The following is a 12,365-nucleotide window of genomic DNA, read 5'->3' as shown; positions in this document are numbered from 1 at the left end:
TGGTGCGAATCCCCCCGATGGCGAATCCCCGGTCAATCATTCCGTTGTCCGTACTGGCAACAGTCGGGGCCTGCTGTCTGGCCATCCTGGCGGCGATTCCGGTGCAAGCGCAATCAGCCGGTGGCGCGGCGACCGCGATCCCGCAGGGCCCGATCCCGGCTACCGCGCCAACCTACGTCGATCTGGTCGAGCTTGGCCTGGCGTCCGACATGGTGCTGCGGTCCGAAGTGCGGCGCCAGACCAACGTCCCGGCCGACCGTGCGCCGGGGCTCGAACCGGGCAAGGCGCGGCTCTATGTCCGGGCCACCACCCAGGCCCTGCTGGCAGGTTCCGGCCCGGTCGGCAGCGAGCAGGCCTTCCTGGTGGACCTGCCGCTAAACGCGCGCGGGCGGCGACCCGATATCAAGAAGGAAGTTGTCCTGCTGTTTGCCGCGCGGGTGCCGAATCGCCCCGGCGAGATCCAGCTTGTCGGGCGCCAGGCGATCCAGCCCTATGATCCGGCGCTGGAACAGCGAGTGCGCCAGGTCTTGACCCAGCTTGTCCAGCCCGACCGGCCGCCGCTCATCAGCGGCGTGCGCGAAGTGATGAGCGTGCCGGGCAACCTGGCGGGCGAATCGGAAACGCAGGTGTTCCTTGAAACGCCCGATGGCGCGCCGGTCTCGCTCACCGTGCTGCGCCGCCCCGGCATGCAGCCGGGCTGGGGCGTGTCGTGGACCGATATCGTGGACCAGTCGGCCCGTCCCCCCGCGCCCGAAACGCTGCAATGGTATGCGCTGGCCTGCTTCCTGCCGACGGAACTGCCCGAGAGCGCTTTCATCCAGACCGATCCCGCATCGCGTGCGCGGGCGCGGGAAGACTATGCCCTGGTCGTGCGCGAACTGGGGGCCTGCGCGCGCAGTACGCTCTGACAGGGCGGGCAAGCAGTCCTCCTGGCAGAAGGGCTGGCGCTGGCGCTTTCCTACAGGGCCAATGATCTGCCAGCACCGTGGCATGAGTATCGTGCCAGTGCCCCCTTTCGCTGCACCCCTGCTGTCGCGCGCGCCTGTCCGGGCAATTTCTCCCGGGCACCTGTCACTTTGTCCACTGGAAGACAGGCCCTTGGGAACAAAGGACTATATAGCCCGAATCGAAGGTGACAGGGTGTCACTTGTGTCACCTTTGCGGGCAGGTTTGCTGGCACCGACCCCTAGCCAAGCGACATCTGGCCAACTATCGGCGCCTTGCTGCTGCAACCTTTTTGACCGGGAATTTCCATGACTCAACCGCTCCGCATCGCTCTGGCCGGCCTCGGCACCGTTGGTGCAGGCGTGATCCGCCTGCTGGAAACAAACGGCGCATTGATTGCGGCGCGGGCCGGGCGGCCGATCGAAGTGGTGGCGGTCTCTGCGCGCAACCGGGGCAAGGATCGCGGGATCGACCTCGCCCCCTTCGCCTGGGAAGATGACATGACCGCGCTCGCCACCCGCGATGACGTGGACGTGGTGGTCGAACTGGTCGGCGGGTCCGATGGCCCGGCGCTGGCCCTGGCCCGCCATGCGCTGGGTGGCGGCAAGCACCTGGTCACGGCCAACAAGGCGATGATCGCGCACCACGGCATGGAACTGGCGGCCCTGGCCGAGGAACGCGCGCTGGCCCTGCGGTTCGAGGCGGCGGTGGCCGGCGGCATCCCGATCCTGAAAGGCCTTGGCGAAGGCGCGGCGGCCAACGCAATTTCGCGGATCTATGGCATCCTCAACGGCACCTGCAATTATATCCTGACGCAGATGGAAAGCACAGGCGCGGATTTCGGCGGCGTGCTGAAGGAAGCCCAGGACCTGGGCTATGCCGAGGCCGACCCCACTTTCGACGTGGAAGGCGTGGACGCGGCGCACAAGCTGGCGATCCTGGCCGCCCTGGCATTCGGCACTTCAGTTGATTTCGACGCAGTGGACGTATCGGGCATCAGCCGCATCCGCGCCGCCGACATCGCCCAGGCCGATGCGCTGGGCCACGTAATCCGGCTGGTCGGGGTGGCAGAACCCCATGCGGGCGGCCTGTTCCAGCGGGTCCAGCCGGTGCTGGTGGCCAAGAACCATCCGCTGGCCGCTGTCGATGGCCCGACCAATGCCGTGGTGGCCGAAGGCAATTTCGTCGGCCGCCTGTTGTTCCAGGGGCGCGGCGCGGGCGATGGCCCGACGGCCAGCGCCGTGGTGGCGGACCTGATCGACATCGCGCGCGGCAGCACGGTTCCGGCCTTCTCGCTGCCCGTCGCGCGGCTGGAAAGCGCGGCAAAGGCCGATCCGGGCGACCGGCTGGGCCGCCATTACCTGCGCTTCACCGTGGCCGACCGCCCGGGCGTGCTGGCCGAGATCACTGCCGCCATGCGCGATGCCGGGGTGTCGATCGAAAGCATGATCCAGCACGGCAGCCCTGACGAACAGGCGCTGGATCCGGTGCTGGTGGCGATCGTCAGCCACGAAGGGCCGGAGCGGGCGATTACCACTGCACTGGCATTGCTCGAAGGTTCGCCCAGCCTGGCCGAAGCGCCGCTGGTCATGCCGCTGCTGGGCTAGTCCCCGGGCGGCTGGTCGGCATCTGTCGGTCCGCCATAGAGCCGCGCGGCTTCGGAATCGGCCGGGGTTTCGGGCAGGGAGTCAAAATCGACCATGATGGCAGGGGGCGGGACCTTGCCGAACATCATGCAGTTTTCCCGCCCGCGGTTGCGCAGGCACGATTCGTCGAAGTCTGGCGGCCGCGGGGCACCGCTGCCGGTGACGCGTGAATCGGCCCGAGTTGGGGCATCGAAGGTATAACGCTCGCCGTCCTCCCACTCGCGGCAGACGACGATGACATCGGGATCGGCGTTGTCCCGCGCCACGGCGCAGGGATTGACCTCGGGGACGAGGATCGACCAGCGGTCCTCGGCGATTGCGATCGCTTCCTCGGCGGTGATCGCAGGCGCGGGCTCCTGGGCGAGCAGGGGGGCAGAACCCATTGCGAAGAAAAGGGGCGCGGCCAATAATCTCGACATCATCACCACCCCGCCCTAAGCCTGCGCCACCTTCCGCCAAGCGAGTGAATTGCCGATGAATAGCTCTGCGATTGAGGCCACAGCAACACTCGACCGGGTGCTGGTGATGGAGCTGGTCCGCGTGACCGAGGCCGCCGCCATGGCAGCCGCGCGGTTGGTCGGCCGGGGCGACGAGACTGCCGCCGACGATGCTGCGGTAAAGGCCATGCGCGCCGCTTTCGACCTGATGCCGGTCGATGGCACGGTGGTGATCGGCGAGGGTGAGCGCGACCGGGCGCCGATGCTCTACATCGGCGAGAAGCTGGGCGCGGCACCCGGCACCGGCCCGGCCATCGACATCGCTGTCGATCCGCTGGAAGGCACCACGATCACCGCCAAGGCCGGGACCAATGCGCTGGCCGTGCTGGCGATCGCCGGCAAGGGCTGCCTGCTCAATGCGCCCGACATCTACATGGAAAAGATCGCCGTGGGCCCCGGCCTGCCCGATGGCGTGGTCAGCCTGGCCAAGTCGGCGGAGGAGAATATCGCCGCCGTGGCCGATGCGAAAGGCGTCGCTCCTGCCGAACTGATGGTCTGCGTGCTCGACCGGCCGCGCCATGCCGACCTTATCAGCAAGCTGCGTGCCATCGGCTGCGGCATCCAGTTGCTCGGCGACGGGGACATCGCGGGGGTGATGGCGACTGCCGACCCCGATTGCACGATCGACCTCTATATGGGCTCCGGCGGTGCGCCCGAAGGCGTGCTGGCGGCGGCAGCGCTGCGCTGCGTGGGCGGGCAGTTCGAGGGCCGCCTGATGTTCCGCAACGACGAGGAGCGCCGCCGCGCCCACGAATGCGGCATCACCGATCTCGACCGGATCTACCGGCTGGAAGACCTGGCGCGCGGCGACTGCATTTTCGCCGCCACCGGCGTGACCGACGGTTCGCTGCTAGATGGCGTGCGGCACAGCAGGCGCAAGGATGGCACGGCGCTGCTCACCACCCATTCGGTCGTGATGCGCGCCTCGACCGGCACTGTCCGCTGGATCAGGGCCGAGCATCGGCCGTAAGGCAAAGTCCATTTCCCCAACCTGCCCGTCGCCACAGGTTGCAATCATGTGACGCTGGTTTAGAGGCGGGGCGACCAATCCATGCGGCGAAAAGTCCTTGCGACGATTCTGGCGCGCAACCAGAGGGCCAGAGCCATGAAGATCATGTCCGGCAACGCCAACCTGCCGCTGGCACGGGCAATCGCAGGCTATCTCGAAGTGCCGCTGACCGATGCCAGCGTCCGCCGCTTTGCCGACGAGGAAGTGTTCGTCGAAATCCACGAGAACGTGCGCGGCGAGGACGTCTTCATCGTCCAGTCCACCAGCTTCCCGGCCAATGACAACCTGATGGAACTGCTGATCTGCATCGATGCGCTGCGCCGCGCGTCTGCCAAGCGGATCACCGCCGTGGTGCCCTATTTCGGCTATGGCCGGCAGGATCGCAAACCCGGCCCGCGCACGCCGATCTCGGCCAAGCTGGTGGCCAACCTGATCACCGAGGCGGGGGCAGACAGGGTGCTGGCCGTGGACCTCCACGCCGGGCAGATCCAAGGCTTCTTTGATATCCCGACCGACAACCTGTTCGCAGCCCCGGTCATGGCCGCAGATATCCAGGCGCGTTATGGCGATACCGACCTGATGGTCGTGTCGCCCGATGTGGGCGGCGTGGTCCGCGCCCGCTCGCTGGCCAAGCGGCTCGACAATGCCCCGCTGGCCATCGTCGACAAGCGCCGGGAGCGTCCGGGCGAGAGCGAGGTGATGAACATCATCGGCGACGTGAAGGGCCGCAACTGCATCATGATCGACGATATCATCGATTCGGGCGGCACCTTGTGCAATGCTGCCGAGGCACTGCTGGCAGCTGGCGCGAAAGGCGTGACGGCCTATATTACCCACGGCGTGCTGTCGGGCGGGGCCGTTGCGCGGATCGAGGGAAGCTGCATGAAGGAACTGGTCATCACCGACACTATCCGCCCGACCGAGGCGACGGTGGAATCATCGAAGATCCGCGTCCTGACTATCGCCCCGCTGGTAGGCGAGGCAGTGCGCCGCATCGCCGACGAAAGCTCGGTTTCGAGCCTGTTCGACTGATGCGCGCGCCCTTTCACCAGCTCGCCCTTCCGCTCGCCCTGGTGCTGGCCGGATGTGCCACGGGGGCAATCGCTCAGCCCCAGGGTTACACCCCGCCGTTCGGCTCGAACCCGGTGTTCAACGAGGAAGTCCACGCCGCGCCCGGACACGAGCTGATCGTGGCCGATCTCCACCTGCCGCCCAATGCGGTGGGCGAAGCGCACTACCATCTGTGGGAAGAGTATCTCTACGTCACCGAAGGCAGCGCGCTGGTCGAGATCGAGGGCATGGAGGCGCGCGAGATCGTGGCGGGCGAGACCTTCGTGATCCCGCGGATGCTGCCCCACACGCCCAAGGCGGGACCGCAGGGCATCCGCGCGATCATTGTGCGGGTGCATGACGAAGGCGACCCCCTGTCTGTTCCCGCAACGGCACCGGCAGACGAATGAGCCGGGCGATTAGCCTGGCCGCCGAAATCGCGCTGGCCCACCGCCTCGCCGATGCGGCGCGGGCGGAAATCCTGCCGCACTTCCGCAGCGGCCTGGCAAGCGAAGCCAAAGGCGATGCCACCCCTGTAACTATCGCCGACCGCAGCGCCGAAGAAGCCATGCGCCGCATCCTCAAGGCCGAAGTGCCGCAGGACAGTGTCCATGGCGAGGAATTCGGCGTGGAGGAAGGCCGTTCCGGCCGCCAGTGGGTGCTCGACCCGATCGACGGCACCACGGCATTCCTGGCGGGGCGGGCCACCTTCGGCACGCTGATCGCGCTGCTGGTCGATGGTTTCCCGGTGCTGGGCATGATCGACCAGCCGGTGCAGGGCGAACGCTGGCTGGGCGTGGCGGGGCAGGGCACCACGTTCAACGGCCAGCCGGTCACCACCCGCTCATGCCGCGAACTCGCTGGCGCCACCGTTGCGACCACCGGCCCGCAGTACTTCAGCCAGCAGGAAGGCGAGGTGTTCATGGCGCTCGCCGCCAAGACCGATCACAAGCGCATGGTGATGGGCGGCGACTGCTACAACTACGCCTGCCTCGCGAGCGGCCATATCGACGTGGTCTGCGAAGCGGGCCTCAAGCTGCACGATTTTGCCGCCCTGGTGCCCGTGGTCGAAGGCGCAGGCGGATTGATGTGCGACTGGAACGGCGACCCTCTCCATGCGGGATCGGAAGGCCACGTACTGGCGCTGGGCGATCCGGCGCGGCTGGAGGACGTGCTGGAGGCCATGGGCGGGCAGGGCTGAGGCCACCTCCGCCCTCATAGGGTCTGGCACGTCCCGCCTTTCGCGCTAGACTGCTCCGGTCGCACCAGGCCGGGGCGGGAATTCTGCGGGGAGGATTGCCAAGATGCGTGATCGGTTGCGCAAGGTCCGTCTGCGAGGGCTGGCGGTATCGGCGATGTGCCTTGGGGCATTTTGTGCCCCTGCCGCCTTCGCCCAGGATGCCGTCACCGAACAGGCCGGCGCCTTTCCGGTAATCGAGCTCGATCCGCAGCAGCAGGAGCGGCTGGACGGGTTGCTCGAAGCAGCCAACGCCATCGACAAGATGGTCGATCCACGCGCCTATCGCGCTGCCTATGGCGCGGTGGTGGACTATGCGGCCACGATCTATCCCGATCCGCACCCGGAACTGGAAAAGCTGAAAGGCGAGCTGGCCTTCACCTACTTCATCATGGGGGAGATCGAGCCGCTGGCCGGCCTGCTGGGTACCGCGATCGACATCTATGCCGCCGCCGGGCCGCAGTACCGGCAGGACTATATCGAGAACACCAACAACCTGGCCGTGGTCATGCAGGCGCTCGGACGCAATGACGAGGCGCTGGAATACCAGCGGCGGGCGGTGGATCTGTGGCGCGAGGATGCCCCCGAAGGCACCCCGGCGCTGGTGACGGGCCTCAACAACCTTGCCTGGTCCGAACGCGGCCAGGGCAACATCGACCGTGCGCTGGAACTGGGGGACGAGGCGCTGGAGATCGGCGAACGGCTGCTCGCCGCCGATCCCGGCAATGCCGAATTGCACGATGCCCTGGCGGTCAATGCCAACAACCGCATCTATACCCTGATCGAAGCCGGGCGGCGGAGCGAGGGTGAGCAGGTCTTGCGTGCCGCGCTGGTGCGGTTCGGGCCGCTGATGGGGCCCGATCATCCGCGCCTCGCCACGATCATGCTCAACGGCTCCAACCTGCTATTGCGCAGCGGCCAGCTGGCCGAGAGCGAAGGGCTGGCCCGCCGTGCGCTTGTCATCCGCGAGGAGGCATTCGGACCCGAATCGCCCGCCGCGGCAGAGGCCCGGCTGAACCTCATCGCCGCATTGACGGCCCAGCACCGGGCCGCGGACACCCTGCCGCTGGCCGAATATACCGCCCGTGTGCTGACCGAAAGCCAGGGGGCGACCGCTCCGCAAACCCTCGAGGCCCGCTTGAAGCTGGCTGGTATCCTCATCTCGCTCGACCGGGTGGACGAAGGGCTGGCCGAATACCGCGCGGTGCTCGATTTCTTCCGCGCCAACCGGCCGCAGGGACACTACGACCGGCAATACTACTTGCAGATGCTGGCGCTGCAACTTGGCCGTGTGAACCGCTGGGCCGAGGCGCTGCCCCTGCTGGCCGAGTTGGACGAAGGCTTTGCCGACCGGCCGGAACAATTTTCCAGCGCTGCACAGGAAGGGCAGGCCCTGCGCGCCCTCGCCGAGGCGCGCGCGGGTGACGCGGCGCTGGCGCGGCGCCTGCTCGACGAAACCGTGCCCCACCTGCTCGCCACCTGGCGCGGGCAGGTCGAAGGCGAAGGAGCCGGCGGAGGGCGCGACGGGGATATCGAACTGGCGCTCGGCTGGGCCATGCTGGCAGCCGGCGACCTTGGCGATGGTGCGCTTGCCTTCGACCTGGCGCAGTACAAGGGCATCGGCGCTTCGGAACGCTCATTGCTGCGTGCAGTCCAGCGCGACGAGGCGGGTGATCCGGCAGTGGCGGCCGCCTTGCGGGTGCGGCAGGACTTGCTGGAGCGGCGCGAGGCGGCGCTTGCCTCGTTCCAGCGGGCGGCCCTGGCCGGAGACCAGGGGGCCATGGCCGCGATCGAAGCCTCGATCAGTGAGCTGTCGGAGGAACTGGCTCGGCAGGGCGACCTGGCCGCGCCGCTTTTGCGCCCGGTCGGACTGGCGGAGATGCAGCAGCGACTGGGCGCCGACGCCGCCTTGCTGTTCATCGTCGAAGCGGATGTGCAGACGCGCATCTTTGCGGTCACGTCCGATGGCGTGGTGGCAGATGATGCGGGCCTGAGCACCCTGGAAATCGGCGAACTGGTGACCCGGCTGCGGACCAATCTCGATGCCGGGCTGGCGGGCCTGGCTCCGTTCGACAGCGAGGCGAGCGAGGTGCTGCACGATGCGCTCTTCACTCCCGCGATCCGAGCAGTGCTGGACAGCAAGTCGCGGGTCAACGTGATTGCGCGGGGCGAACTGGCGCGCTTGCCGCTTTCGATTCTGAAGGAAAGTGGTGCGGCGGGACGGTTCGCGCTGGAACGCCATGCCTTTGCCTACCCGATCGATCCGGCGCGGGCAGGCCGGAGCGATGCGGGCCAGTGGGAGCGGTCCTACGACCGCTTTGTCGGGGTCGGTGCGCCAGCACTTCCCGATGCCGCCCTGCCGACAGCGACGACGACGCTGGCTTTTCGTGGCCCGGACAATGCACGGCGCATTGCCGATCTCGGGCCGCTCGGACTGGCGGCGGGCGAGCTGGCGGCCATGGCAAGAGCGGTAGACGCCGGGGAATCGCGTATCCTGGCAGGGCCGGAGGCGACCGAAGCGGCGCTTGGCTCGCTTGGCCTGGACTCCGCCGACATCATTACCTTCGCCACCCACGGCCTGATGGCAGGGGAGCTCGACGGGCTGGAGGAGGCCGCGCTGGTCCTCTCGCCGCCGTTGCCGGGGGAGGCGGGCGATGGCCTGCTGACAACGTCCGAGATCGCCGCGCTGAACCTGACGGCGCGCTGGGTGGTGCTGTCGGCCTGCAATTCGGCCTCGGGCAACAGCATGGACGATGCTGCTTTCGGCGGCTTGGCCCAGGCCTTTCTCTATGCTGGGGCTCAAAGCCTGCTCGCCTCGCACTGGCGGGTGCGCGACGATGTGGCGGCGCGGCTCAGCGTGGCTACGGCCGAAGGGGCTGCACGGGGTCTCGATCCGGCAGAGGCCCTGCGCCAGGCCAAGCTTGCGCTGATCGCCGACGCTTCGGTTGACGGCGCGGCCCATCCGGCGATCTGGGCACCCTTCGTGTTCGTAGGAGGATAGGCGGAATCGGGGGCCGGGGTCATGCTCTGCACCAGCCCCTTGCCTTTTCTCCGACTCCTGCCTAAACGCCCGCGCTTCACTGACACGTGATTCATCTGCCGGTCTGGCCACAAGGGCTGCCAGGGCTGGTTGGACGTGTCCCTTTTGAAGGAGACGAAAATGCCCAAGCTGAAGACCAAGAGCGGTGTGAAGAAGCGCTTCAAGATCACCGCCAACGGCAAGGTCAAGCATGGTGTCGCCGGAAAGCGCCACCGCCTGATCAGCCACAATGCCAAGTACATCCGCCAGAACCGCGGCACCAAGGTGATCTCCGAGCCCGATGCACGGACGATCAAGTTGTGGGCGCCCTACGGGCTGAGCTGAGGAGTATAAGGCATGTCACGCATCAAACGCGGCGTCACCACGCGCGCCAAGCACAAGCGGATACTCGAACAGGCCAAGGGCTATCGCGGCCGCCGCAAGAACACCATTCGCGTTGCGCGCCAGGCGGTCGAGAAGGCCGGCCAGTACGCCTATCGCGACCGCAAGATCAACAAGCGCAACTTCCGCGCCCTGTGGATCCAGCGCATCAATGCGGCAGTCCGGGCCGAAGGCCTGACCTATTCGCAGTTCATGCACGGCACCAAGCTGGCCGGGATCGAGCTTGACCGCAAGGTCATGGCCGACCTGGCGATGAACCAGGCTGAAGCTTTCGGCCTGATCATCAAGCAGGCCAAGGACGCGCTTCCGGCCTGACCGGCCTTGCGTAGGTGGTCCGGCAACGGACCAGGGGAATCAAAAAGGGCGCGGATGGTTTGGGCCATCCGCGCCCTTCCCTTGTCCGGAGCCGGGCGATGAAGGGTCGTGACACCGCCAGGCTCCGGGGGAATGGTCCTGTCAGCGCAGGTCTTCGACCGAGACCCAGCCCTTGGTGCCGAAGTTGTCGGCCGCCTCGACCCACAGGCCATCACGGTTGCCGGTCGGCACCAGTTCAGTGCCAGCGCGCAGGCTGCGGACTTCGGCGGCATCGGCTGCGGCTGCTGCGCGCATCACGGTATCGACTGCAGCTACGGCAGAGGGACCGGCTGCAGGGTCAGCTGCCGCCATGGCCGCGCCCGGCTGCGGCGCGGCAGCCAAGGCTGCGTTCTGCGCCACCACTTCATTGAAGGCGATGATGAAGGCTTCGGTCAGTTTCTGGCCATCGCGGCTGTCGGCATAGCCGGTCGTCTCTGCCACGCCGCGCGCCCAGCCGCCGCTGGACCCCCGGAAGCTGAGGCTCGACGAACGGACCGTCCCGGTGCCCGACGCGATCGGCTGGCCAGTGGCCGGGCTGACCACGGTGAGGCCCGCGGCGACGGTGCGGCGCGTGCCGCCAAGCCCGCCCAGCATGCCAAGTGCCGACCCGCCGAATGGCACGCTGCGCAATACGCTGGCAGCGGCTCCGCTGCGGACCAGGGCCTCGGTGGCGGCGGTAGTGGCAAGGTTGACACCCTGGTCCACCTCTTCCTCGGTCCCGGCCACTGCGGTCATCAGGAACCGGGCGGGTTCTGCGCCACCGGCGTGCGGCGTGAAGCAGCCCGATTCGCTGGCCAGCCGCATCAGCAGGGCGCGCGGGCTGCCAAGGTTCCACTGCTGCCAACCGGCTCCGGCGCCATCGACCAGCGCCACGCTGCCCAGGCTTTGTTCGCAGCGCACCAGCTCTACGTCGTTGGCCAGTGCCGGGACGCTGGCCACTGCGCTGGCGCACCCTGCCGCCAGGGCCAATGTTATGAGATTCCTGTACATGGTTCCCCCTTTCAATCGCTTGCAGCAGGCTTTCAGCCGCTTCAGGCGCTGACTGCGCGCCTGCTGGAGCCGATAAGCGACCGCTGGAGGGGAAGAGGCAAGATGCCGGGAAGCACCTAACCGGCCTTGTCATTTTCTGCTCGCGATTGTCATGGAATCCGCGCAACATTTCGCGCAATCGGGAACCAAGTGTTACTTTCGCGCGTAATCGCGTTACGTCCGATCCAACAAGGGAGGGACGAACGTGCAGGGGGCTGGTCGCATCCGATGACGGGACAATTCGCCATAGATGTGCGCTTTTTCCGCCTGTCGGAGGAACTGCAACCCTACTTTACGGCACTCTATCTGTTCGAGATCGATTGCGGCGATGCGGCGATGATTCATGACCTGCTGCATCCCGAATGGGCCGCCATGCGCTTTATTCAGTACGGCAAGTCGCCGATGGCGGCGATCACGCCGGACGAGCTTGGTTCTACTTCGCAGTTTGTGCTCAGCGGGCCGACCAGCCGGGCGATAAAGTTTGCCCTGCACCGTTCGCGCATATGGGGGCTGGGGCTGCAACCGGCTGGCTGGGCGCGATATGTCGAGACACCGGCCAGTACGCTCGCCGACGGGATCTTCGACGCCGCCAGTTTGCCCGGCTTTGCACCGTTCCTGACCGTTTTGCGGGAGATCGAACGCGCTGGAGGGGATGCCGACGAGACAGCGGGGCGGATAAATGCCCGATTGCTCGAGCTTGATTGCCGGGCTCCGCCGCTGCCAGAGCGTGTGCTGCCACTGCAGGAAGCGCTGCGTGACCCCGAGATTGCAGATGTCGAACAACTGGCGCTTGGTCTCGATATCGGTCGTCGGTCGCTTGAGCGGCTGTGCTCGCGTTATTTCGGCTTTCCCCCCAAGCTGCTGCTGCGGCGTCAGCGGTTCCTGCGCAGCCTGGCGCGGTTCATGCTCGCCGGTCCGGATGCCAAGGCACCCCACAAATGGACCACTGCGCTCGACGTGCAGTACTATGACCATGCCCATTTCGTCCGCGACTTCCGCAGTTTCATGGGTATGACTCCCACCGAATATGCCGAGACCCCGCATCCCATCCTCGACCGGATCATGGCCCAGCGCATGGCCGACCAGGGTGCCGCACCGCAAACCGACATGCCCACCGTGCTTCGCTATGGGGCGCACGGGCAAGGCTAGCCGACCAGGAACTTGCAGCGATTAGCAC

Annotated in this window: 12 protein-coding genes; 10 read left to right on the top strand and 2 right to left on the bottom strand. The window is 67.0% G+C overall.

Annotation, left to right across the window (positions count from 1 at the left end; genetic code table 11):
* Positions 1-17: 17 nt before the first annotated feature.
* Complete coding sequence (locus M3P36_RS02105) at positions 18-908, top strand: hypothetical protein (RefSeq protein ID WP_249699743.1); 891 nt, start codon at positions 18-20, stop codon at positions 906-908.
* Positions 909-1,253: 345 nt separating this feature from the next.
* Complete coding sequence (locus M3P36_RS02100) at positions 1,254-2,552, top strand: homoserine dehydrogenase (protein WP_249699741.1); 1,299 nt, start codon at positions 1,254-1,256, stop codon at positions 2,550-2,552.
* Here the strand turns inward: M3P36_RS02100 and M3P36_RS02095 are convergent.
* Positions 2,549-2,974 (bottom strand): hypothetical protein, encoded by a 426-nt coding sequence (locus M3P36_RS02095; protein ID WP_249699739.1) that lies wholly within the window; start codon positions 2,972-2,974, stop codon positions 2,549-2,551. The two genes, M3P36_RS02100 and M3P36_RS02095, sit on opposite strands and share 4 nt — an antisense overlap.
* Positions 2,975-3,065: 91 nt before the next feature.
* Between M3P36_RS02095 and glpX the strand changes: the two genes are divergently transcribed.
* The 7 genes from glpX (at position 3,066) to rplT (ending at position 10,120) form a co-directional block, all read left to right on the top strand.
* On the top strand, positions 3,066-4,058 hold the full coding sequence (glpX, locus tag M3P36_RS02090) for a class II fructose-bisphosphatase (protein WP_249699736.1): 993 nt from the start codon (positions 3,066-3,068) through the stop codon (positions 4,056-4,058).
* A 135-nt stretch (positions 4,059-4,193) separates the two neighbouring features.
* Positions 4,194-5,129, top strand: a complete 936-nt coding sequence (locus M3P36_RS02085; RefSeq protein WP_249699724.1) for a ribose-phosphate pyrophosphokinase — start codon at positions 4,194-4,196, stop codon at positions 5,127-5,129.
* Positions 5,129-5,557: a cupin domain-containing protein gene (locus tag M3P36_RS02080; RefSeq protein ID WP_249699721.1), complete on the top strand. Its 429-nt coding sequence runs from the start codon at positions 5,129-5,131 to the stop codon at positions 5,555-5,557. Before M3P36_RS02085 ends, M3P36_RS02080 begins: the two co-directional genes overlap by 1 nt.
* Positions 5,554-6,348, top strand: a complete 795-nt coding sequence (locus M3P36_RS02075) for an inositol monophosphatase family protein (protein WP_283773297.1) — start codon at positions 5,554-5,556, stop codon at positions 6,346-6,348. Before M3P36_RS02080 ends, M3P36_RS02075 begins: the two co-directional genes overlap by 4 nt.
* 103 nt (positions 6,349-6,451) lie before the next feature.
* Positions 6,452-9,385: a CHAT domain-containing tetratricopeptide repeat protein gene (locus M3P36_RS02070; RefSeq protein ID WP_249699713.1), complete on the top strand. Its 2,934-nt coding sequence runs from the start codon at positions 6,452-6,454 to the stop codon at positions 9,383-9,385.
* 159 nt (positions 9,386-9,544) lie between these two features.
* Positions 9,545-9,748 (top strand): 50S ribosomal protein L35, encoded by a 204-nt coding sequence (gene rpmI / locus M3P36_RS02065; RefSeq protein ID WP_249699705.1) that lies wholly within the window; start codon positions 9,545-9,547, stop codon positions 9,746-9,748.
* Positions 9,749-9,760: 12 nt separating this feature from the next.
* Entirely contained in the window at positions 9,761-10,120 is a 360-nt protein-coding gene (rplT, locus tag M3P36_RS02060) for a 50S ribosomal protein L20 (RefSeq protein ID WP_249699693.1), read from the top strand.
* Between the two features lie 141 nt (positions 10,121-10,261).
* Here rplT and M3P36_RS02055 read toward each other — a convergent pair whose 3' ends face one another.
* Positions 10,262-11,149, bottom strand: a complete 888-nt coding sequence (locus M3P36_RS02055) for an SH3 domain-containing protein (RefSeq protein ID WP_249699686.1) — start codon at positions 11,147-11,149, stop codon at positions 10,262-10,264.
* 267 nt (positions 11,150-11,416) lie between these two features.
* Here M3P36_RS02055 and M3P36_RS02050 point away from each other — a divergent pair, with 267 nt between their 5' ends.
* Positions 11,417-12,337 (top strand): helix-turn-helix domain-containing protein, encoded by a 921-nt coding sequence (locus M3P36_RS02050; protein WP_249699683.1) that lies wholly within the window; start codon positions 11,417-11,419, stop codon positions 12,335-12,337.
* The last annotated feature ends 28 nt before the right edge of the window (positions 12,338-12,365 follow it).

Origin of the sequence: Altererythrobacter sp. KTW20L, from assembly GCF_023501975.1 — a bacterium.
In the GTDB taxonomy this organism is placed as follows: domain Bacteria; phylum Pseudomonadota; class Alphaproteobacteria; order Sphingomonadales; family Sphingomonadaceae; genus Alteraurantiacibacter.
The sequence above is the reverse complement of the archived record's forward strand: the minus strand, read 5'-3'. Positions and strand labels throughout refer to the sequence as shown.

Excerpts from the sequence above, each read along its gene's own strand:
- M3P36_RS02105 (WP_249699743.1), top strand. The coding sequence starts at position 18 with ATGGCGAATCCCCGGTCAATCATTCCGTTGTCCGTACTGGCAACAGTC.
- M3P36_RS02100 (WP_249699741.1), top strand. The coding sequence starts at position 1,254 with ATGACTCAACCGCTCCGCATCGCTCTGGCCGGCCTCGGCACCGTTGGT.
- M3P36_RS02095 (WP_249699739.1), bottom strand. The coding sequence starts at position 2,974 with ATGGGTTCTGCCCCCCTGCTCGCCCAGGAGCCCGCGCCTGCGATCACC.
- glpX (WP_249699736.1), top strand. The coding sequence starts at position 3,066 with ATGAATAGCTCTGCGATTGAGGCCACAGCAACACTCGACCGGGTGCTG.
- M3P36_RS02085 (WP_249699724.1), top strand. The coding sequence starts at position 4,194 with ATGAAGATCATGTCCGGCAACGCCAACCTGCCGCTGGCACGGGCAATC.
- M3P36_RS02080 (WP_249699721.1), top strand. The coding sequence starts at position 5,129 with ATGCGCGCGCCCTTTCACCAGCTCGCCCTTCCGCTCGCCCTGGTGCTG.
- M3P36_RS02075 (WP_283773297.1), top strand. The coding sequence starts at position 5,554 with ATGAGCCGGGCGATTAGCCTGGCCGCCGAAATCGCGCTGGCCCACCGC.
- M3P36_RS02070 (WP_249699713.1), top strand. The coding sequence starts at position 6,452 with ATGCGTGATCGGTTGCGCAAGGTCCGTCTGCGAGGGCTGGCGGTATCG.
- rpmI (WP_249699705.1), top strand. The coding sequence starts at position 9,545 with ATGCCCAAGCTGAAGACCAAGAGCGGTGTGAAGAAGCGCTTCAAGATC.
- rplT (WP_249699693.1), top strand. The coding sequence starts at position 9,761 with ATGTCACGCATCAAACGCGGCGTCACCACGCGCGCCAAGCACAAGCGG.
- M3P36_RS02055 (WP_249699686.1), bottom strand. The coding sequence starts at position 11,149 with ATGTACAGGAATCTCATAACATTGGCCCTGGCGGCAGGGTGCGCCAGC.
- M3P36_RS02050 (WP_249699683.1), top strand. The coding sequence starts at position 11,417 with ATGACGGGACAATTCGCCATAGATGTGCGCTTTTTCCGCCTGTCGGAG.